The 21666-nt window shown below is 43.6% G+C and carries 20 protein-coding genes and 2 pseudogenes; 17 read left to right on the top strand and 5 right to left on the bottom strand.

Going from position 1 to position 21666, the window contains the following annotated elements; all coding sequences use genetic code 11:
* Positions 1–139 precede the first annotated feature (139 nt).
* The 13 genes and pseudogenes from Q8P28_06165 (at position 140) to Q8P28_06225 (ending at position 12386) form a co-directional block, all read left to right on the top strand.
* The gene (locus Q8P28_06165; GenBank protein ID MDP2682376.1) at positions 140–1087 is read left to right on the top strand and encodes an RluA family pseudouridine synthase; all 948 of its coding nucleotides are present in this window, start codon (positions 140–142) and stop codon (positions 1085–1087) included.
* Entirely contained in the window at positions 1081–1893 is an 813-nt protein-coding gene (gene pgeF, locus Q8P28_06170) for a peptidoglycan editing factor PgeF (GenBank protein ID MDP2682377.1), read from the top strand. Before Q8P28_06165 ends, pgeF begins: the two co-directional genes overlap by 7 nt.
* Before the next feature lie 93 nt (positions 1894–1986).
* Positions 1987–2487 carry an ORF6N domain-containing protein gene (locus tag Q8P28_06175; protein ID MDP2682378.1) on the top strand — a complete coding sequence of 167 codons (501 nt, stop codon included), beginning with the start codon at positions 1987–1989 and terminating at the stop codon, positions 2485–2487.
* 262 nt (positions 2488–2749) lie between these two features.
* Positions 2750–4822, top strand: coding sequence for a zinc ribbon domain-containing protein (locus Q8P28_06180; GenBank protein MDP2682379.1), 2073 nt, complete (start codon positions 2750–2752; stop codon positions 4820–4822).
* Between the two features lie 102 nt (positions 4823–4924).
* Positions 4925–5170 (top strand): hypothetical protein, encoded by a 246-nt coding sequence (locus Q8P28_06185; protein ID MDP2682380.1) that lies wholly within the window; start codon positions 4925–4927, stop codon positions 5168–5170.
* A 19-nt stretch (positions 5171–5189) separates the two neighbouring features.
* Entirely contained in the window at positions 5190–5795 is a 606-nt protein-coding gene (gene coaE, locus Q8P28_06190; GenBank protein ID MDP2682381.1) for a dephospho-CoA kinase, read from the top strand.
* A gap of 182 nt (positions 5796–5977) precedes the next feature.
* The gene (locus Q8P28_06195; protein MDP2682382.1) at positions 5978–6874 is read left to right on the top strand and encodes a U32 family peptidase; all 897 of its coding nucleotides are present in this window, start codon (positions 5978–5980) and stop codon (positions 6872–6874) included.
* Positions 6875–6900: 26 nt separating this feature from the next.
* Entirely contained in the window at positions 6901–7272 is a 372-nt protein-coding gene (locus Q8P28_06200; GenBank protein MDP2682383.1) for a hypothetical protein, read from the top strand.
* 25 nt (positions 7273–7297) lie between these two features.
* A pseudogene (locus Q8P28_06205) lies at positions 7298–9246 on the top strand (agmatine deiminase family protein).
* Positions 9224–10924: a 2-polyprenylphenol 6-hydroxylase gene (gene ubiB / locus Q8P28_06210; protein ID MDP2682384.1), complete on the top strand. Its 1701-nt coding sequence runs from the start codon at positions 9224–9226 to the stop codon at positions 10922–10924. The pseudogene Q8P28_06205 and the gene ubiB overlap by 23 nt, the downstream one beginning before the upstream one ends.
* Positions 10924–11673 carry a bifunctional demethylmenaquinone methyltransferase/2-methoxy-6-polyprenyl-1,4-benzoquinol methylase UbiE gene (ubiE, locus tag Q8P28_06215; GenBank protein ID MDP2682385.1) on the top strand — a complete coding sequence of 250 codons (750 nt, stop codon included), beginning with the start codon at positions 10924–10926 and terminating at the stop codon, positions 11671–11673. Before ubiB ends, ubiE begins: the two co-directional genes overlap by 1 nt.
* A complete protein-coding gene (locus Q8P28_06220) occupies positions 11670–12107 on the top strand; it encodes an SCP2 sterol-binding domain-containing protein (GenBank protein MDP2682386.1) in 438 nt (145 codons plus the stop codon). Before ubiE ends, Q8P28_06220 begins: the two co-directional genes overlap by 4 nt.
* A 57-nt stretch (positions 12108–12164) precedes the next feature.
* On the top strand, positions 12165–12386 hold the full coding sequence (locus Q8P28_06225) for a hypothetical protein (GenBank protein MDP2682387.1): 222 nt from the start codon (positions 12165–12167) through the stop codon (positions 12384–12386).
* A 346-nt stretch (positions 12387–12732) separates the two neighbouring features.
* On the opposite strand, the gene Q8P28_06230 is transcribed toward Q8P28_06225, so the two are convergent.
* The 5 genes from Q8P28_06230 to Q8P28_06250 all read right to left on the bottom strand — a co-directional run bounded on the left by Q8P28_06230 (position 12733) and on the right by Q8P28_06250 (position 18826).
* A complete protein-coding gene (locus Q8P28_06230) occupies positions 12733–14013 on the bottom strand; it encodes a DEAD/DEAH box helicase (protein ID MDP2682388.1) in 1281 nt (426 codons plus the stop codon).
* Between the two features lie 278 nt (positions 14014–14291).
* Complete coding sequence (locus Q8P28_06235; GenBank protein ID MDP2682389.1) at positions 14292–16670, bottom strand: endonuclease MutS2; 2379 nt, start codon at positions 16668–16670, stop codon at positions 14292–14294.
* Positions 16671–16835: 165 nt separating this feature from the next.
* A complete protein-coding gene (locus Q8P28_06240) occupies positions 16836–17246 on the bottom strand; it encodes a type II toxin-antitoxin system VapC family toxin (protein ID MDP2682390.1) in 411 nt (136 codons plus the stop codon).
* Complete coding sequence (locus Q8P28_06245) at positions 17243–17482, bottom strand: type II toxin-antitoxin system Phd/YefM family antitoxin (GenBank protein ID MDP2682391.1); 240 nt, start codon at positions 17480–17482, stop codon at positions 17243–17245. Before Q8P28_06245 ends, Q8P28_06240 begins: the two co-directional genes overlap by 4 nt.
* A gap of 102 nt (positions 17483–17584) precedes the next feature.
* Positions 17585–18826 carry an endonuclease Q family protein gene (locus tag Q8P28_06250; GenBank protein ID MDP2682392.1) on the bottom strand — a complete coding sequence of 414 codons (1242 nt, stop codon included), beginning with the start codon at positions 18824–18826 and terminating at the stop codon, positions 17585–17587.
* Positions 18827–19244: 418 nt separating this feature from the next.
* Here Q8P28_06250 and Q8P28_06255 point away from each other — a divergent pair, with 418 nt between their 5' ends.
* The 4 genes and pseudogenes from Q8P28_06255 (at position 19245) to Q8P28_06270 (ending at position 21533) form a co-directional block, all read left to right on the top strand.
* On the top strand, positions 19245–19862 hold the full coding sequence (locus Q8P28_06255) for a hypothetical protein (protein ID MDP2682393.1): 618 nt from the start codon (positions 19245–19247) through the stop codon (positions 19860–19862).
* A gap of 322 nt (positions 19863–20184) precedes the next feature.
* Positions 20185–20337, top strand: a pseudogene (locus Q8P28_06260) (helix-turn-helix domain-containing protein).
* A gap of 162 nt (positions 20338–20499) precedes the next feature.
* Positions 20500–21249 (top strand): site-specific DNA-methyltransferase, encoded by a 750-nt coding sequence (locus Q8P28_06265; protein ID MDP2682394.1) that lies wholly within the window; start codon positions 20500–20502, stop codon positions 21247–21249.
* Positions 21249–21533 (top strand): hypothetical protein, encoded by a 285-nt coding sequence (locus Q8P28_06270; GenBank protein MDP2682395.1) that lies wholly within the window; start codon positions 21249–21251, stop codon positions 21531–21533. Before Q8P28_06265 ends, Q8P28_06270 begins: the two co-directional genes overlap by 1 nt.
* Positions 21534–21666: the final 133 nt, after the last annotated feature.

The raw sequence follows: 21666 nt of genomic DNA on the forward strand, positions 1-21666 counted from the left end.
AGGAGAAGGACAAGACCTATGGGTGTGTTCAGCGACAGAACGAGTATGGAAAGAATACTGTATGCTGTATTTACCTATGAAAACAAAAAGGAGGGAACTAATACCCCTTTCTTACTGACACATAATAATTGACATTACCATGACTCATACATTTACAGTTATTCCTTTAGATGCAAATATCCGGCTGGATATTTTCCTTTCACAAAAATTTCCCGAATTAACCCGATCAAGGATAAAAAATTTAATAGAAGACGGACTTGTATCGCTTAATAACAAGCCGGCCAAGGCAGGCGCAAAGATAAAAACCGGGGATCAGATTGCTATTACTATCCCTCTCCCTCAAGCCATTGCGGCGGAACCTGAAAAAATCCCGCTGGATATTCTGTATGAGGATAAACATATCATTGTCATAAACAAACCGCCCGGCCTGACAGTGCACCCTGGCGCAGGATGTGTAAAAGGGACCCTTGTAAATGCCCTGCTTTACCACTGCAAAGACCTTTCAGGCATAGGCGGCGCCTTGAGGCCAGGCATAGTCCATCGCATAGATAAAGATACATCAGGCGTTCTCATAGCGGCAAAAACAGATAAAGGGCACCAATCTCTATCTCAACAATTCAAAGAGCACTCTATTAAAAGAAGGTATTTAGCGCTTGTATGGGGGATTGTTAAAGGAGATGAAGGCACGATTGACCTCCCTATAGGCAGACATATATCTGAAAGAAAAAAGATGTCTGTCAGGACAAAAAGAGGCAGAAGGGCAGTTACGCATTACAGGGTAATAAAACGGTTTAATAATTTTACGCTCCTTGAGGCGAGTCTTGAAACAGGAAGGACTCATCAGATAAGAGTCCACCTGTCGGCTATTCATCACCCTGTTGTGGGAGATCCTGTGTATGGCAAACACGTTATTCCTTCAGGGCTCCCGTCAAAGATAACCGCCCTGTTAAAAGATTTAAAACGACAGGCCCTCCATGCGCAAACCCTCGGCATTATCCATCCTGAAACAAAACAATATCTGGAGTTTACATCTCCCTTGCCGGATGATATGAAAGAGGTTATAAGCGCTATAGAGGAAGGATGTTAAAACAAGAGGCCGGTATAAAATACGCATCATCGCACATCCTTGATGCGCTGGATTTCATAAGACACGGCTTTCTCTCCAGAGTCGGCGGAATAAGCGAACCGCCATTTTCATCTTTAAATTTTGATACAAGAGACGGGGATGATATTAAAAATGTAGAACATAACAAAACCATTGCTGGAAGGCTGTTTGGTTTTGATGCGTCAAGGGTTTTAACAATAAATCAGGCTCATGGAAACGATGCGCTTGTCATTGATAAACCTGTGAAAGATATATCAGGTCTTTCCAAAACATCAGCAGATGCTATAATAACCAATCAATATGGCATTGCAATCGGGATTTTGACAGCGGACTGTGTGCCAATTATGGTGGTTGACCATGTTAAAAAAATTATCGGGATTGTGCATGCCGGATGGAGGGGAACTGCAAAACGCATTGTTCAAAAGACAATAGAAACCATGGTAAAACATTTTGACTCTGATAAAAAGGAAATTCTGGCTGCAATCGGGCCATCCATCGGTCAGTGCTGTTATAAGGTTGATGGGGTGGTTGCAAGAGAATTCAGAGACAATGAATTTATAACCCCCCTTTACCCCCCTTTATCAAAGGGGGACAGGGGGGATTCTGGCTGGAGGCTTGATTTAAAAAAGGCGAATTTAAGCCAGATGGTAAGCAACGGCATCTTGGAAAAAAATATTTCCGTAGAAGATTTATGCACATCCTGCAGAAATGACTTATTTTTTTCATACAGGAAAGACGGCAAAATTACAGGCAGGCAGTTGAATTTTATAATGATGAAGGAGAGATGATTGTCATATTTCCGTCTGACTTTATGTTTCAGTTGAATGAGATTGGGTTTAAAAACTTGAAATCACAAATTGTGATTTCAAATGGAGGCAAATATGGCAGCTCTTGTTCCAATCGAAGCAATTGAAGGGAAAATTCTTTTGATCCGTGGGCATAAAGTTATGCTTGATAGCAGCCTTGCGGAGCTTTATGGAGTGGCAACTAAAGTACTTATACAAGCTGTCAAGCGTAATGCTCGCCGTTTCCCGCCAGATTTTATGTTTCAGCTTAACAATCAAGAAGTTATAAGTTTGAGGTCACAATTTGTGACCTCAAAGAGTGGAAGGGGCGGCCGCAGATATCTTCCCTATGTCTTTACAGAACAGGGTGTGGCAATGCTCTCAAGTGCATTGAACAGTGAACGAGCAATTCAAGTTAATATCGCTATCATGAGGGTATTCGTCAAATTAAGAGAAATGATAGCTTCCAATAAAGAACTTTCTAGGAGACTTGATGAGCTTGAAAAGAACTATGACACACAATTCAAGGTTGTTTTTGACGCCATTCGTCAATTGATGGCTTCACCGGAACCGAAAAGGAGAAAGATAGGCTTTTGAGATGAAACAAAAAGTTGGTAATATGCCAAGAATAAACGAAGCGACGGATACTGATCCCTGCTTAATACTTGCAGAGCCCGCCCCGTACTTGATACGGGGGACAAGTTTGAAGGTAATTTACCCCGTTAGAAAATCCTTTTCTAATGGGGTTGCAAGGTTACAGCATCTCGGCTGGAAGCGGGGAGATACTTTATCAGGCAAATGTTACATTAAGCATCATGTAACAGGATAACTGCCGTTATTTCTTCTTAAGCAAAAAAGATTGGAATTTAAAACAATGCCGAATCTTCTAAACTATAAATACGAGATATTCCCGACAAGACCGCAAAGGGCGCAACTCTATCGCATCCTCAGGGAATCCAAATATCAGTGGAACAAGGCTGTTACTATTAGAAAAAAACTCAAGGCCGCTCTTGTCTCCGGTCAAATTGAATATGTAATCAATGCCTGTCTCTCTGCCGAAAAAAGCGATACGCAAGCACAGCGGGTCAATGCCATTCAAAAAAAATATCCTGACATGGATTTTGAAAAAGCAACAGTCTGCTATGACTTTAAAAATATTATTGGCAATGTGTTGGGAGACCTGCCGCCTGAAAAATTATTTGATGTAAAATCACTGGCTGACGAACTTAAAACAAAACATCAAGAAGAAGTTTCAAAAAGAAAAGAGGCAATAGCAAATGGGATTGAAAGGAGAAAATTGCCAAAACTTACTGTGTTTTGGCAACTCATAAGGGCAATAAATAAATACGCCGGGTATGCCGCAAAGGCGTATATGGATAAGTCTTTTGAGCCAAGCATGAGTCTTTCCAGTGTAAGATTCAACATCTCCGGCAGCGCAAAGTCGCACCGATGGAATAAGGCGGTTCAGCCGTCTAAAGAACAGCGGGCTTATGGCGCAACAGGCGAGCCGAATTATAAAAGAAGATGCGATGGATTTTCATTTCAGATACCGCAGGATAAATCAGATAAGATTTCAGAGATATTCCGCGCAAAGCGGCGAAACCGTGGTCACCAGATTTTTATAAACCCGCTTTACGAAAGAAATAGATGGATTGATGCGGCATATCACAGGGAAATCCCAGAGGGAAGCAGGATAAAGCAAATGACCGTGAATGAGCGGGCAGGGCATTTCTTTGCAGTTTTAGCCTGCGAAGTTCCAGACAGCGCATGGCTGATTGCGCCGATGCAGGCGGGCTGGTGGGCAGGCATAGACCCGGGCGCGAAAACAGCCCTGACTGTTGCGTTTCATAATGCCGAAACCTCCGAGGCGCGACAGGCAGCAATCCATTATCAGTTTCTTGAAAAGGGGCTTGATAAATTGGAAAAAATCCAGCAGAACCTTGCCAAAAAACAGGGACCAAAAAGAAAAAGGACAGAGGATGAGATAAACAAAGAGCTGGCTCAATTTTCTGCAAAGCGGTCAACTCAAAAACTTCCTGAACAAGAGAGAAATAAAACAATTGCAAAAGAAAAAGAACGGCTTGAAAAGAAAATGGTTCGTCAAGAGATGAGCAACTCTTGGAAAAAACTTTCCCGCAAGGTCGGGGGATTGAATTACAGGATTGCAAACCAGCGGCTTGATGTCCTGCATAAGATAAGCCGTTTTTTGGTTGAAGGGTGCGACGGCATAGGCATAGGCCATTGGGAACCTGAACGAGAGGTGTCGTATAGAAAAAGACGAAAGGCGCTTTTAAAACAGGTTAAGGCAAATGTTGAAGGCGCAAAAGAAAAACTAAAAGAACTTGAAGAAGAAAAATCAAAGCAAGGACCAAAAGGCGTAAAAAAGACCCGCAGGGGCGGAAGGGACAGGTCTATTGCCACGCTTCGCAGGATGGTTGAAGAAAAGGCAAAAAGGTCGGGGGCGGTTGTATATCCTGATATAAACGAGGCAGGCTCAACAATGACCTGCTTAAATTGTGGGGCAAAGACAGGCCCAACAGGAAAGGAAAATCTTTCTGTCAGGGAATGGGGATGCACAGAATGCAATGCAAAACATCATAGAGATTTGAACAGCGCATTTAATATACTCAAAAAGACCAAAGAAGAATATGCCGCAGCCCAAGCGGCAGCCTCGGCAACGGGGCAGATTGCCACCAGAACGATGACTCACGGGACAACGGTTCAGTCCGGCAGCAGTCCAGCCGGATTCCGTGTTAGGGAGTCTTCCGGGAAAGGTGGCTTTTCGTTCAAAAATGCTCTGCCTGATTTCTGGGTGGAAGTCGGAAGGCAGGAGGAGGCGCCGAAGGCATTCAAGTCCCTAATCCAGATGGGGGTTGCCCGGTCTCTTGCAGAACAAGAACCGGAAAAAAACCAGCGCCAAAGCCCTCCATAAAGCACTTGGATATGTGAAAAAATGTGGGGAAAACACAATTTTTCTGCATATTCCAAAGAGTTGCATGACATCTGCTGTTGCAGAGCGGATTTTGAACGGAAGTTGGGACAGACAGACCAGCCGGACTGTCTTGAGACATGCTGTTGCAGAGCGGATTTTGAACGGAAGTTGGGACGCAAGTGGAAGTATGACGCAAAAGCTGTTGCAGAGCAGAGCCGTGTAGGTTGGGTTGAGCTTTGCGAAACCCAACAAACCATTGCAATAAATCGTTGGGTTGAAAAACGCAACCCAACCTACGCACTCGCAACAAATGGCTTAATCATCGCCATTCAGGTTTTGAGAGAATAAAAATATTTGAGGGTGTATAATGCTGATCGGTCTTACAGGCGGCATCGCATCAGGGAAAAGTCTTGTTACTGAGGAATTAAAACGGCTCGGCGCGCTTCTCATTGATGCTGATGAGATAGCGAGAGAGATGGTTATGCCCGGTTTGCCCGCATATCAGAATATTGTTAAGGAATTTGGGCAAGGGATACTGAATCCTGATAAGACCATAAACCGCAAGACCCTCGGCGCTATTGTCTTTTCTAACCCAAAACTTAGAAAGAGGCTTGAGCAAATAACTCATCCGGGGATATTGGGGGAGATAGATAAAAGGATTTTAGCTATAAAGGATAAAGACCCAAAGGCCATTATTGTAGTTGATGCAGCGCTTCTCATTGAAGTCGGGCTTCATAAAAAAATGGATAAAGTAATTGTGGTGTATGCGGATGAAAAAACCCAGATAGCGCGATTGATGAAAAGGGATGGCCTTTCTTACAACGAGGCAAAAGACCGCATTTCAGCCCAGATGAATTTAAATGAAAAGAAAAAATGTGCTGATTTTGTTATAGAGAATGTGGAAGGAATGGGGAAGAAAGATGTAAGAGAGGAAGTTAAAAAGATATTTGAGCAGTTAAAAGGCAAAAGGTAATTATATGGAACATCCATAAGCCAGCGGCTCATAAAATGAGAATGAAAATCAACCCCACCCTCACCTGAAACATCCATTAAGGATGTTTCAGTCCTCTCCCTGAGGGAGAGGAGACTTTTTTTGTTCCCTCCCCTTCAAGGGGAGGGTTAGGGTGGGGATGGGGTAAGAGAGGATATTTTTAGATGCAACTTACCATCGGACCGGTCTTATTTGACTGGAAAAAAGAGGAACTTTTAAGGTTCTATGATGAAGTGGCGGATATGCCTGTGGACAGGGTGTATCTGGGCGAGGTGGTATGCGTTAAGAAGAAGGGACTTTCTGTTAAAGAGATTGAAGAAATTGGCAAGAAACTGGGGAAGGCAGGCAAAGAAGTGGCGATCTCAAGTCTTGCGGTGGTGAGCAATGAGGAGGAGTTAAGGTTGACAAGAGATATTGCCGCATTGCCTTTTTCAGTTGAGGCAAATGACATGTCAGTATTTAATATAGTCAGAAGCCAGAAAGAGATTATTGCTGGTCCCCATATAACCACATACAATGTCCCATCTATAGAATTTCTGCAAGGGTTAGGAGTTAAAAGGGTTGTCTTTCCTGTAGAGCTTTCAAGGGATTCCATTAGACATTGCATACAGAATACTGGTATATATTCAGAGGTATTTGCCCACGGCAAGGTTCCGCTGGCATTTTCGTGGAGGTGTTATACATCAAGGGCATACGGGCTGAATAAAGCTAACTGCCAGCATCACTGCAAACTTCACCTTGACGGCATGCCTTTAAAAACTATTGAAGGAGAACCGACTTTTACAATCAACGGAACATCCGTCTTAAGCGCCTTAACCTATACACTGGTTGAGGTAATTGAAGATTTAAAAATCATCGGCGTAAATGCTTTGCGAATCTCTCCGCAATATCAGCATACAAAAAAGATTGTAGATGTATTTAAAAAGCGGCTTGATGGTATAATAGGGCCGGATGAAGGTATGGCAATGCTTCAAGAAACAAGTCCGCAGGGATTTTGCAATGGGTGGTATTTTGGAAAAGCAGGGAAGGAATATGAAAAATCAGAGTTATTGATTCAATGAATAATATAAATTTAAAGGAGGACACCATGACCGACATACTGGATAAAGCTATTTTGATAGGAATTGGCTTGGAAAAAAGAGCAAAAGATATTTTGAATGAATTGGCAAGTGAGGGGAAAGAGGCAAAGACAGGAGAAGGTGGAGAACTTCCACCAAAGCAGGAACTGGAAAACAAATTGGTAGAGGAAGGCACAAAGGCGGTCAGAGAGATTATTGCCACTGTAAAGGCTGGGAAGGAAAAGGTTGATAAGGAAATAGAAGAGGCTGTCCAGCATCTTCTGGAAAAATTCAAGGTTGCCACAAAAGACGATATGGAGATTATAGAAAAGATGGCGCAAGTTGCGCGGGAAAAGGTGGATGCGCTGGAAAAACGAATTGAGAAGTTAGAAAAGAAATAAAAAGGGGCAAGGCGGGGTATTCTATATGAATCAAAAAAGACATGCCCCCGAAGGCTTTAATCGGGGAACGGAAGTCTCCATAGGTCTCATCCAGACATCGGTTACGAAAGATATTCAGGAGAATATTCGTAAAACTGTCGGATTGGTAAGAAAGGCGGCAAAAGAAGGCGCTGAGATTATCTGCCTTCAGGAGCTTTTCAGCACCGTCTATTTTCCCCAGCACGAAAGGCTTGACGCATCAGGGTTTGCGGAAACGATACCCGGAGATACGGTAAGCCTCTTCTCAAGATTGGCAAAAGAGTTGGGCATTGTAATTATAGTCCCCCTCTTTGAGAAGGCGCAGAACGGCAGCTATTATAATTCCGCCGTTACCATAGACGCGGACGGAGGCATTCTGGGCGTATATCGCAAGATACATATCCCCTTTGATAAGCTCTTCTATGAGAAGAATTATTTTAAAGACGGCGATTTGGGTTATCAGGTCTATAAAACCAGGTTCGCTTCCATCGGAGTCCTCATCTGTTATGACCAGTGGAACCCGGAAGCGGCAAGGATAAATACGCTCATGGGCGCAGATATAATTTTTTACCCCACGGCTATAGGCTGGATAAAGGGGCATACATCGCAGGACGGCGACTGGCACAATGCATGGGAGACAGTTCAACGCGGTCATGCTGTGGCAAACGGCGTTCATGTCGCGGCAGTCAATAGGGTTGGAGAGGAAGATAGGCTTAACTTCTGGGGCGGTTCATTTGTTTCAGACGCCTTTGGAAAAGTGATAAAAAAGGCAAGCAGCGAGGAGGAAGAGGCGCTGGTTGTCCAAGTGGATCTGGGCATGAATAAAAGGATTCGTGAGGGCTGGGGCTTTTTGAATAATAGGAGGCCTGATACATATCAGCCCATCTGCAAATGACACAATTATTGAGCACACCTAAAAAAATCGGCTACTCCATGCCTGCTGAATGGGAGAGGCATGATGCAGTATGGCTTGCATGGCCGCACGACCCAATCACCTTTCCCAGCCGTGTGGAAAAGGTGGAAAAGACTTATGGCGAAATAATCAAGGCCCTGCAGGGCAGCGAAAAGGTGAACCTCCTTGTGAAAGACAGCGCAATGAAAGATAAGGCGCAAAGGATTTTGGAACAGCGTAGTGTAAACCCTGATGGCATTGTATTTCACATATATGACTATGCGGATGTCTGGTTCAGGGATTATGGCCCGATATTTCTCGTGGATAAAAAGAACGGCGGTCTTGCCATGAGCCACTGGATATACAATGCGTGGGGAAGAAAATACGAGAGTCTGATGAAGGACACGCATATCCCTGAATTTATCAACCGCAATATGAATATCCCATACTTCACCCCAGGCATCGTGCTTGAAGGCGGTTCAATAGAGGTAAACGGAAAAGGGACGCTCCTTACCACCGAGCAGTGTCTGCTTAACAGAAACAGAAATCCCAATCTGAATAAATACGGGATAGAGGAATATCTCATGAAATATCTGGACGTAACTAAAATCATCTGGCTTAAAAACGGTATTGAGGGAGACGACACGGACGGGCACATAGACGATATCGCCCGGTTCGTAAATACCACAACTGTCCTTTGCGCGTATGAAGAAAACAAAAGCGACATAAATCACACCATACTTCACGAAAACTACGAAATACTTCGTGGCTCAAAAGACCAAAATGGAAACAGCCTGAATGTCATAAAGCTGCCTATGCCAGGGGTTATAGGAGACGGACAAGGGAGGCTGCCTGCCAGCTATGCAAACTTTTATATAGGCAATACCGTAGTATTGGTTCCAGTCTTCGGCCATGAAAACGATGCGAAGGCGTTAGATATTATCCAGCGTCAGTTTCCTGACCGCAGGGCCATAGGTATAAACTGTAGAGACCTGGCCTACGGCCTCGGCACAATCCATTGCATAAGCCAACAACAGCCGAATGCCGATATTAGAAATGGCTGAAAGAGGAAATGGAGTGGGAACATACACAAACATCAGAAGACTTCATAAAATAGCAGTCATCCTCATCAAATACGGTTTTGGCTGGCTTGTAAAGGAAATACGGATATTCCCCTTCTTGTCTTCTTTTGAAAGGCTTTTGCTGAAAAAGGCAAAAAGAGAGCTCAGCACAGGGGAAAGGGTGCGGCTGGCGCTGGAGGAACTTGGCCCAACATTCATAAAACTGGGGCAGGTGGCATCCACGCGCGCAGACCTTCTACCGCCTGACTGGATTGAGGAGCTTAAAAAGCTTCAGGATGCTGTGCCATCGTTTTCATTTGAAAAGGTCAGGGAGGTTGTAGAGCATGGCCTCAAGGCGCCGCTCAGTAAAAAGTTTAAAATATTTGAAGAAATTCCGTGCGCATCCGCATCCATTGCCCAGGTGCATTATGCAGTGCTTATGGACGGCCAGGAGGCAGCTGTAAAGGTAAAGCGGCCAGGCATAGATAAAATCATAGAGTCAGATATCTCTGTAATGCACACCATTGCAGATCTTCTGGACAGATATGTGCCTCAGGCAAAGCGATACAGGCCTATGGAGGTTGTTGAGGAATTTGCAAGGGTCATACACAGGGAGCAGGATTTTACTGTGGAAGGGGCAAATGTAAACAGGTTCTGCAAGATGTTTGAAGGAGACACTACAGTAAAGGTTCCAAAGGTCTTCTGGGATTGGACAACGAGCGAGGTGCTTACCCTGGAGAGGATTTACGGCACACCCCTTGATGAAACTGAGAAGATAAAGGCCAAGGGCCTTGATATAAAAAAGATTGCTGAAAACGGAATCAGGGCGTTTTTCAAACAGGTATTTGAATTCGGCTACTTCCATGCAGACCTCCATCCTGGAAATATCTTTGCGGGTGATGACGGCACAATTATCTATCTTGATTTCGGCATAGTCGGAAGGCTTGATGAAAACCTGAGAAAATATCTTGCCAGCCTGTTGTTTCATCTTATAAAACAGGATTATCATAATATGGCGCTGATACACAGAGAAATGGGGCTCATTTCAAAAGATGTTGATATAGGAGAATTTGAGGAGGCGCTGAAGGATATAGCTGAGCCGGTATTGGGCAGGACACTGGAACAAATAAACGTATCTGATCTGATAATGAGGCTTATACGGACAGCAAGGCGTTTTCAGATGCGGCTGCAGCCCAATCTCCTGCTCCTGCAGAAATCTATGGTGATAATTGAAGGCGTGGGCAGACAACTTTATCCTGATATAGATATGTGGGAGGTGGCAAAGCCTTTAATCTACAGGTGGATGATAAAGGAAAAGGTGTCGCCGGGCAGGATATACGCAAGGGGCAAAAAGAGGATAGATAATTTTATAGAGATGGCGGCTGATGTGCCATATCAGGTTCATTCCATCCTGAGCAAGACCCTGAACGAAGAACTTAAGATAGGCTTTGTGCATCACAGGCTGGAGACATTGTCAGAAGAAATAAATATCCTTGGCCAGAGGTTTGCAATGGGTATGATAATTGCGGCGCTTATTATAGGCTCGTCATTTATCGCAATGACATACAAAAACGGCTATGCCTTGTGGGGCCTGCCTGCGTTAAGCTGGATCGGTTTTATAATGGCAGGCATTCTGGGACTACGAATGGGTTCGTCAGCGACGAAGAAAGACAAAAAATAATGGATAACAAAAACACAACATATTTCGGCAACAAGATAATCCCTGCATCTGAAAAGAAAAGCATGGTGCAGGATATATTTACCTCTGTTGCTGACAAATACGACCTTATGAACGACCTCATGAGCCTTGGCACACACAGGCTCTGGAAGAGGTTTGTAGCAGAAAAAACCAATCTCAAGCCAGGAGACTCGGCCATAGATGTATGCGGCGGAACCGCTGATATAGCCATGCTGATGGCAAAAAGGGTCGGCGAAAAAGGCAGGGTTGTTGTTTACGATATAAATATGGGGATGCTGGAAAATGGCAGAGATAAATGCATTGACAGGGGCTTTCTGAAAAATGTCCGGTATGTGCAGGGGGACGCAGAGGAGATAGCTTTTGAGGACAACACATTTCACTGCGCAGCCGTCGGATTTGGCATAAGGAATGTAACCCATCTGGACAAGGCATTCATGGAGATGATGCGGGTTGTAAAACCCGGCGGAAGGGTGATTTGCCTTGAGTTTTCTCATCCCACATCAAAAGTATTCAGCAAACTCTACGATCTTTATTCTTTCAAGGTTATGCCGGAGATAGGCAATGTTGTAACAGGCAACAGGGATGCCTATACCTATCTCCCTGAATCCATCAGAAAATTTCCAAAGCAGGAAGAGTTGAAAAAGATAATGGAAGATGTGGGACTCTTCAAGGTCAAATATTATAATCTCTTTAACGGCATTGCTGCTGTGCATATTGGAGTGAAGATATGACTATAGGGGTCAGGGATCAGGGGTCAGGGGTCAGAGAAAAAATCAAAGAAAAAAGTTTACAGGCTCTGAAGCTGCCTTTGCGGCTTATCCCTTTATGGATTGAGGCCATTGGCATGGGCGCTGTGATGGGGGCGATAGTTGACGGCAATAAGCGGTTTAAGGAAAGATTAAGGGAGATTGATGACAAGATATTTTTATTTGAGGCTGTGGATTTAAACAAAAAAATTTATCTCCGTATAAAAGACGGCGACATAAAAACAATCCCGCATCTTGCAAAGGAGCCGGATGTTGTTATGAAAGGAGAGACTAAAGTGTTCTTTGGCCTGCTCCTCGGCAAAGAAGATCCTGATACCGTATTTTTCTCAAGAAAACTTGAGATAAGCGGGGATACAGCGACGGCGATATGTTTTAAAAATATATTGAATAGTATGTAGCCCACCGATTTTTTGCCGCATATTTTGGTGGGCGCAGTCCCACCCTACTCATTTTTTATGATATTAAAAAATATATTTGAAATTCTTGCAATAATATCCGGGGCAATCTCTGGAGTATGCTTTATGGCTATTGCATTGAGAAAAAAATTGCCATTATTTGGTGCACTACTTTCTCCTAAAATCTACGAAGACCTTGACGCTACAGATAAACGTTTAGCACTAGCCGGCGCAATATTTTTTCTGCTTTTTATCGTCTTCATTATTATGCATTTTTTCTAACGATACCCTTTTCTTCATTATCTTAAGGGATAGAGAAAAGAGGACTGATTTATTTTAAAAAGCGAAGAGGAAATTCTGGGGGCATGATACTTAATTCACAATGCCCAGACCCAAGATTTGGAATACAAGCGCCTGTTACAACTGCCATGGCAATAAAAACGCCGAGCAATCTTACCTACGCCATAAGCGAAAACAGTTTGTAGGGTGGGCTATGCCCACCCTACTCACTTTCCCCTGCTTCACCCTCTCTTGCGTCAGACCTTTATCAAAATGCCCCATCCAACCCCTATCTCTTTTCCTATTTTGTCAAATCAGGCAATAACCAATCCGGTTCGGAAGGCGCTATTCATCGCGCAGTACGCGTGCCTTTGAAGTGTCGTTTAGGGGCGCCTGAACCTTGGGTTGCAGGGCTGGATTTATGCCGTGCGTGAGAAGGCGCACCCGTCTTTTTTGCGGCTGGCCGGAAAGGCGGCCTTGCCATCGAATGTTCCTTCTGATGCGCAGGGGCTTTATAGTTGAAGTTTTCGAGAGTCCGACGTTCAAGTTGGGAATGGAGGACCTTTTCTATTGTACGAACCATGACCGTATCCTCTGAGGTTACAAGGGTGAAGGCATCGCCGCTTCTGGCAACGCGGCCTGTCCGGCCTATGCGGTGGATATATGCCTCGACTGTATTGGGAATATCGAAGTTTATGACATGAGAAATCTGCGATACATCTATGCCGCGTGCAGCTATGTCTGTTGCAACCAATATCTGGAATGTGCCGTTACGAAACCCGTCCAAAGCCGCCTGTCTCCGGTGTTGGGAAAGATTTCCCTGAAGCGAGGCCGCTTTGTAACCGGCCTTGGCAAGTTGTTCTCCAAGACGCTTGGCGCGGTGTTTGGTGCGGGTGAAGACCAGCACTGATTCGGTATCCGTATGATGCAGCAACTCAAGGAGCAGACCGGTTTTGAGGTGCTCTGAAACAGGGTAGATGGCATGGCTCACGGTAACCGCAGGAGAACCGCTCCCCACCTGCACTGTAACCGGGTTGCGGAGCGTTTCGTGGGCAAGACGTTTTATCTCTTCGGGCATGGTGGCCGAAAAGAGGAGGGTCTGCCGCTCACTGGGGATTCGTTTAAGTATTTTCCGTATATCAGGCAAAAAGCCCATGTCGAACATGTGATCTGCCTCATCGAGAACCAGAACTTCCAGCCGGGACAGGTTGATGGTTGCTTGTCCGATATGGTCGAGCAGACGACCTGGACAGGCAACAACAATCTCGGCGCCCTGCCTCAGTTTTTGAATCTGAGGGTTAATGTTTACTCCGCCGTAAACGGTAACGCTCCGAAAGCGGGTCTTGCTTCCGAGGGTTTGAATGGCCTGATGTATCTGCTCCGCCAGTTCGCGCGTTGGGGCGATAATGAGCGCCCTCACATAGCCGCGCCCACCCTGCATCAAACGGTGCAGTATCGGCAGCGCAAATGCGGCGGTCTTTCCTGTGCCGGTCTGGGCAAGGCCCATGACGTCCCGCCCTTGCATTACGGCAGGTATGGCCTGGGTCTGGATTGGAGTCGGCGTAACATATCCTGCCGAGGTTACTCCTGCATTCACGGCGGCATTGAGGTAAAACTTTTTAAAATCCATAATCTCCTTCTTTCTTGCTCCAAAAAAAAGCCCCGGAGTCATTCCGGGGCATACGTTTTGATATTCGTTTCCTTCCTGGAACAGCTAATTTAATATGTTTGGATTATAGCAAATTTTGCAAGGCAATAGCAAGCTGAATTGTAACCCCAAAATGATAATGCCCTATTTAGCCAAAATAGAAATGTCCTAAAATCAGGATAAATGGGGTCTGAACCAAAACAGCTATATTTTTTTCGTTGGCTTATTTCCTGTAAGTGTTTAGGGATGTGTTCATATTCTCACTTCAAACTCGCCACCGTCACCCCTCCCCCTCCCTCAAACTGTTCCCCGCTTCTGAAATTATTTACCAGAGGATGACCGGAAAGATACCCCTGCACAGCCTTTGCAAGGATACCCATGCCTACCCCGTGAATTATTACAACTTCGGAAAGTCCGGCAAGCGTTGCGTCGTTCAAAAACTGCTCAAGTCTTGAGAGCGCCTCGTCAACCCGCAGACCTATGATATTTATCTCTGCTGCAACTGCCGCCTCTGACATATCAGGTTTAATATAGCGCTTCTGCATCTTCGCAATTTTGCCTTTCTTAATTCCTACGTCAGACAAAGGCGCTTCCATCTCCATGCTGCCTGCCTTCACCAGCAGGCGATTTTTCTTTTTAAAAAGTTTTACAACCGTTGCATCATAACCCACGGATTTTACAAACACCACATCCCCTTCTTTGAGTTCATCCATTGGCACATGCTCAATATCAGCCGCCTCATACTCTTTTGCCTTTTCAACAACCTGTTCCTGCGCAGATACAACTTCATTAAGAAGCTCTTTTATCCTGTCTTTGTCTTTCTTCTTAATCTCAAGAAGAATGTCATGCATCTTTCTTTTTATGTCGGAGATAATATCAGACGCCTCTTTATACGCATTAGCAAGCGCCTCTTTTCTGCGGATTTCGGCGTCCCTATCCAATTCCTCTATCCGTTCTTCTCTTGTCTTCAATTCCGTTTCTTGTCTCGTAACACTTTCAAGGGCTTCTTCATAATCTCTCCTCTTCTGGTCAAGGTCGTTGATGAGATTTTCAAGGTCAACCTTTCTCTTGCCAAGCATGCCTTTTGCAGATTCTATAATCCTTTCCGGCAATCCATATCTCTTCGCTGTCTCAAGGGCAAAAGAATGTCCCGGCTCACCCCGTCTCAATCTGTAGAGCGGCTCAAGTGTTTCCCTGTCAAATTCCATAGAGGCATTGACCATCCCGTCTGCCTTGTGAACAAACACCTTTACATCTGTAAGATGCGTTGTGGCAAAGATCAAAGACATCCTCTGCTTCAACTCCTCCAGTATCGTGCAGGCAAGCGCTGCCCCTTCTTCCGGGTCTGTGCCTGTGCCGAGTTCATCTATCAGCACAAGGGTTTCGGAATCCGCCTTATTCAGAAACTCCATCATATTTGCAAGATGGGCTGTGAATGTAGAGAGATTATCCGCAATGGACTGCCTGTCGCCGATATCCACCAGAAGATTTTTGAACAATGGAATGGTTGTTAAAGTATCTGCCGGCACAGGCATGCCTGATAAAGCCATGACCGACAACAGCCCGATGGTCTTTATCGCAACAGTCTTGCCGCCTGCATTAGGGCCTGTTATCGCCATTACGGTTTTATCTCCGCCCAGATGCGCATCAATAGGGACAATCTCCGCGGCATTACCCTTCCTTGCCGCGGCATAAAGCAGCAAGGGATGTCTTGCCTTTGCAAGACGCATAACATTCTGCTCGTTAATTTCAGGAATCTGCATGTGGAATCCTTCAGCAAAACAGGCGACGCTGTTTATCAGATCAAGGAAAACTAAAGTTTTAAACTCCCCTTCAATCTCATCGGCAATCTCCCGTATTCGTCTGCCAAGTTCCCGCAAAATTCTTATCTCTTCACCCTTCTCATCGGCAATAATATTTTCCAATTCGTTGGAAAGGCCTATGATGGCGATAGGCTCGACAAATGCGGTCTCTCCTGTCCTTGACACATCGTGCACTACGCCGGACACCTGTCCTTTTGAATCCATCCTTACAGGAATGACCCATCTTCCTGATCTCTGTGTGATAAAAGTATCCTGCAAAAATGGCGCTGTGTTTTCATCTCTGGTAATCTCCTCAAGCCTCTTTATAATCCTGTTTTCAAGCCCCCTCTTTTTTGCCCTGAGTTCTGCAAGAGCCTGCGATGCACTGTCAAGGATATTCCCCTCCCTGTCAATAGAGTTATTAAGTCTATGCAGCAACTCTCCCCTGTCGGTAATGTTCTTCGTAAGTTCGTTAAGGGAGGATTGTGTAGGGGCGTGTTTTAAACCCGCCCTAATCTGCGCCACTGCCTCATGCACAGCATGGAGAAAATCCATCAAGCAAACAAGCTCAACAGGCTCAAGGATTGCATCTTCAGGACGAACCTTTTGCAAGGCAGGAAGAATATCGTTAAACGGAAGGATGCCGAGCGGTCTCTCCTCTTGCGACATCCGCCAGATTTCTTTTACGCAGGCAAATCTCTTTTCAATCTCAACTCTGCTGGAAAGCGGCGTGATGGAAAAGATAGCATCACGAGAAGGATCGCTGTGCGCATACCCGGCGATTATCTCAAGGAGTTTGTTGAATTCAAGGGAATCAAGGGATGTTTGGGGGATCATAGGGTCATTCAGTCAACACACTTTTTCATGAATTCGCTTAAGTCGTATATACATTCATTCTGCCGCTCAAAGGCAGTGGTGTCGGCAATCACTGTCTATTCCCGCTTATTAATGTAGGTGGCATTTGAGAAACCAAAAGACAGTGAAGAGATTGGAACACTCAGGCTATAAATGCCGCCTTCTCTTTTTATCCCATAGAATTTTGACATCGTAATCAGCAATCAGGTGGTCATTGGTAATTATCGGAATCTTCTCTATACGAGCCTGTGACACAAGCATCCGATCAAAAGGGTCTCTATGATGGCCCGGTAAGTTATAAACATGGAGGGCGTGAACTAATTGTATCGGCAGTCCTGAGATATTATTGGCAATCATTTGGTCGGGGATAAATTTTTCAGGATTTTCTTTAAGTTTCAGCCTGCCTATTTTTGTTTTAATCGCTATTTCCCAGCAGCTTGCTGAACTCAAAAACAGGTCATTCCCTTCATCTGCGATGAAATCCCGTATATATGGAGTCAATCTTTCATCGTCCATAATCCACCATAAGAACACATGGGTATCCAGCAATGCCTTCATTTTTCAAATTCCTTTAGAACATTTTCCGGCAATGGCTCCATGAAGGCTTGAGTCATAATAATTTTTCCCTTCCCCTTTGCACTGCCTGGCTGTCTTTTGCCTGATGAGGCAGGTATCGGGCTGACACGGGCTATAGGTTTCCCTGCCTTTGCAATCAAAATATCCTCTCCACTTTCCACACGTTTAAGTATTGCTGATAGATGTGTTTTTGCCTCATGTATGTTTACAGTATGCATATTGATAAACCCCCTTAAACTTATAGTAAAGTAAACTAACAGGTTAGTCAAGTATTGTTTATATTCGATTCCGCTATCATGCAACAAACGTAGTGTTTATTGTTATGTTATTTCTGCTTCAAATATTTTTACCTTTCCAAATTCGCCGTCGTAGCCCGGGGCGATGTGAACATTTCCTGAACGCATCATGGAAATGGCTTCACTGAGAAGCGGTGAGCCAGCCCTTCTGATATCATCCAAAGGCACATCGATTAATATCTTAAATTCGCTGCCGAGTTTTTGCAGGAGGTTTTGATATACGTTGTCCACTTTTTTGCTGCTCACGCCAACTTTCAAGACCTCTGCAATAATCTCCGGCAGAGGGATTATGGAATAAAAAGGCGGCGCGCCTTTTAATTCAAAACCTTCTTCCCTGTCTGAGAGCCTCTCTACCCTGTGCATCACACCCACCGTAACCTTTTTACTGCATACAGGACAAAGGTAGTTGTGTTTTATCGTCTCCTTTGGCGAGAGGCTTGTCTTGCAAAGCCTGTGGCCGTCGTAATGATATTTTCCTTCTTCAGGAAAAAATTCTATTGTACCTGAAAAACCTTTTTTTGTTTTGAGCGCATCCATCATTGCCTTATAAGAAATTTCTGTATCAAAGATATTTGCCTCGCGGCCTATCTTTGCAGGTGAATGGGCATCGGAATTGGATATAAGGGTAATTTTGTCTAAGGCTGAAAGCCTCCGGTTCATGGCCGGGTCTGAGGAAAGGCCTGTTTCAATGGCGTGGATATGAGGGGTCAGCTCCTCAAAACATTCTTCAAGGGAATCAAAACCTGATGCTGCGCCGAACACTGAAAAATGCGGCGTCCATGCGTGGGCAGGGACGAGCATGGCATCAGGAGATTCGTTCATCACAATCTTTAAAAGCTCCTTTGCATCAAGCCCAAGTATGGGTCTTCCGTCAGCGCTGAGATTTCCGATACGAGAGAGAGCTGCGTTTATCTTTGCAATATCGGCAAAGTCAGGGGCAAATACTATGGAGTGTATCTTGCGGGTCTTTCCGTTTTTGCTATAGATGCAGCTTATCTCTGCGGAGAGGATAAAAAAGACATCCTGCCTGCATGAATCATGAATTTCATCGGTTTGAAATTCTTTTTTCAGCCTGAATAGGCCGCTGCCTGCTGGCTCAAGTTTTTCCTTTAGTTCATCAGACCACTTTGGATGGGTGAAATCCCCTGTGCCTATTACAGTAATCCCTTTTAACTGCGCCCACTTCCAGATGTTTTCTGGGGACATGTCCGGGCTGGTTGCCCTTGAATATTTTGAATGGATATGTAGGTCGGCGATAAAACGCATGGAGTGATTATAACAAAATTATTTTGACAGTTCATTCTTAAAAACTCATCATTTTTAAATAATAGGTAAACTCTGATTAATTCCGTAATTGTCATTCCCGCGAAAGCGGGAATCCAGCAAATTCAAATACATGGATGCCCGTTTACACGGGCATGACGAATAAATCAGAGGTTACATAGTAAAGATTCTTCTCGGGAAGCCTCTCTATTGTGCTCAAAAACTGTTTAAATGAACCAAACATAATTACTTCGAATATTACATAGCATGCGACATAATAATCAAGCATAAATTAATTCCTTTGTATTTCAATAAGTTGACCATCTATAGAATAGAGGTTTCTCTTGACGGAACACGTGGTATTAGCTAAAATCGCAACCAATAGACGCATGCGGCATAAAATATAATGTTGGGGATAAAAATGACCTACAAAAAAGAACTTCAAGACAAACTGAAAAATGCTAATAGTTGGCCTGCGTTTAGAGATCCGATGCACCTGTCAATCTTGAACGATATGGCAGATAAGGCATTTTCTAAGAATACTATTGAAGGGTATATCGCGGCTGTAGCCATATATCATCAAATTAGCTCCGATATGATTGAACTACTCCTTGAGGACATCCACTTTCTTACACAGTGCTCTCTCTATCCGTTAGAACTCCACTTCAAGAAAAGAAAAAATCCTATGTTTGGTGCCTTGCTGGATGAATTGGAGCACAGCATTGATTTCAAACAAAAGAAAGATTTATTGTCCCAGTGTCACAGATTGAATCAAATCCGGATTACAATGGTTCACAAGCTGACGCAACAGGTTGGCGGACTCGGGTTAGTTAATCGCCAAGCCAAAGTTGCAAAGACTGTTTTTGATCAAATATTCAGTCTTTTTGACGACGCGCACGATTTTTTTCGAGCATGTCTTCATGACATTCAAAATGATTTTCTTGATGCCGATATAATTACAGAGGCAACATATAGTGAACCAAGTAAGGGCAAAAGATCACGGCGACCCCAACAAGCAGGTCGAGGCGACCGGGAATAGCCTCTGCGGTTTTTTGTAATGCTGGTTGCCCCGTCGCCTCACCTTGATCGTTGGCACGGATAAAAGGCATTAAAAGCATTAGAACCAAAATCAGAATCAAAGGCATATAGGCATTAAAATAATCATGAACAAAATTATTATTGTGATTCTTGTAGTTTTACCACTATTTTCATGCTCAACTTACTCAATTCATAGATATACAATGTATATGGATAATGTTGAATTTATCAGAAACGCTACACTGAAACAATCTTTGACAAATGATGATTAGTGTTGTAATGTCTTGATAAAGCAAATTTAAACTTTATCGGAGGTATTGCACATGGAAGAAAAGACAATTTATACAACCAAAGAGACAGCCAAATATCTTGGTATAAGTCCAGCCACTATTTATCGAATGGAAAAGAAAGGTATAATCTCCTCAACAAAAACACCTGGCGGTCAAAGACGTTTTAGCAAAGAAAAAATAGAGAAGTATTTACTAGAAAGTAAATACTTTGAAGCCCCTCAAAATCCGAGCATATATAAAAAACAAGCAAGCAATATAAATGAAACTTTATTACAAATAAACGAACCTCAAGAAGATTATAACGCAAAAATCTTAAATAAAATAATAGAAGGAAACTGTGTAGCGGTAATGAAACAAATGCCAAATGATTTTGTGGACTTGACAGTTACTTCCCCTCCTTATGATGACTTGAGAGATTACAACGGTTACAAATTCGATTTTCAGAATATTGCTCATCAGCTTTATCGAATTACGAAAAAAGACGGTCTTGTAGTTTGGGTAGTTGGCAAGAAAATAAAGAATGGCAATATGCTTCTAACGCCATTCAATCAAGCTCTATTCTTTCAAACAATAGGATTTAAGATGCATGACATCATGATTTACAAAAAGAAAAACACGCCGTTTATGCGAAGTAATGCTTATACTAACGGTTTCGAGTTTATGTTTGTTCTTGCAAAAGGGATGGTTAAAACTTTCAACCCTCTAAAAGTACCAACAGCAAGAGCAGGTTTTGAGATGTTAGTAACGAATAGAAAATCGGATGGTAAAATAAAAAAAGTCTTAGCTGAATTAAAGACGGAGAAAGTAAAGGACAATATCTGGGAATATGCTGTTGGGCTTGGTGGAACCACAAATGATAAGATGGCCTTTAAACATCCCGCAGTGTTTCCAGAGAAACTTGCCGAAGACCACATTTTGTCGTGGACTAATGAAGGTGATTTAGTATTTGATCCGATGTGTGGGTCTGGGACAACCTTAAAAATGGCAAAACTCAACAATAGAAGATACATAGGAATTGATATATCCGAAGAGTATTGCAAGATTGCACAGGAACGTTTGCAAATGGCCAATCATATCCAATTAAAGATGTCTTTATAATGACAAATATTACTATAAAAGCAGGCGATTATGTTGTTGCTACTAAGGCTATAAATGATATTCAGGAACGGTCTGTCGGTTTAGTCGGAGATGTTTCGGGTGAAAAGATTACCATCTTCTTTATCGGAGCAAACAAGACTATAGAAACTGATTGTAAGCATGTCGCCTATTTAGATATTAAGAAGACTGGGAAACCATATAAGAAAAAAATATGTAACAGATGTCATTTGCTGAAAAATGACGTAGAAGAGTTTGATATTAACCAGACTGACGCAAAAGGGTAATGTCAATTATTATGTGTCAGTAAGAAAGGGGTATTAGTTCCCTCCTTTTTGTTTTCATAGGTAAATACAGCATACAGTATTCTTTCCATACTCGTTCTGTCGCTGAACACACCCATAGGTCTTGTCCTTCTCC

The organism is Deltaproteobacteria bacterium (assembly GCA_030690165.1).
Taxonomy (GTDB): domain Bacteria; phylum Desulfobacterota; class GWC2-55-46; order UBA9637; family UBA9637; genus JACRNJ01.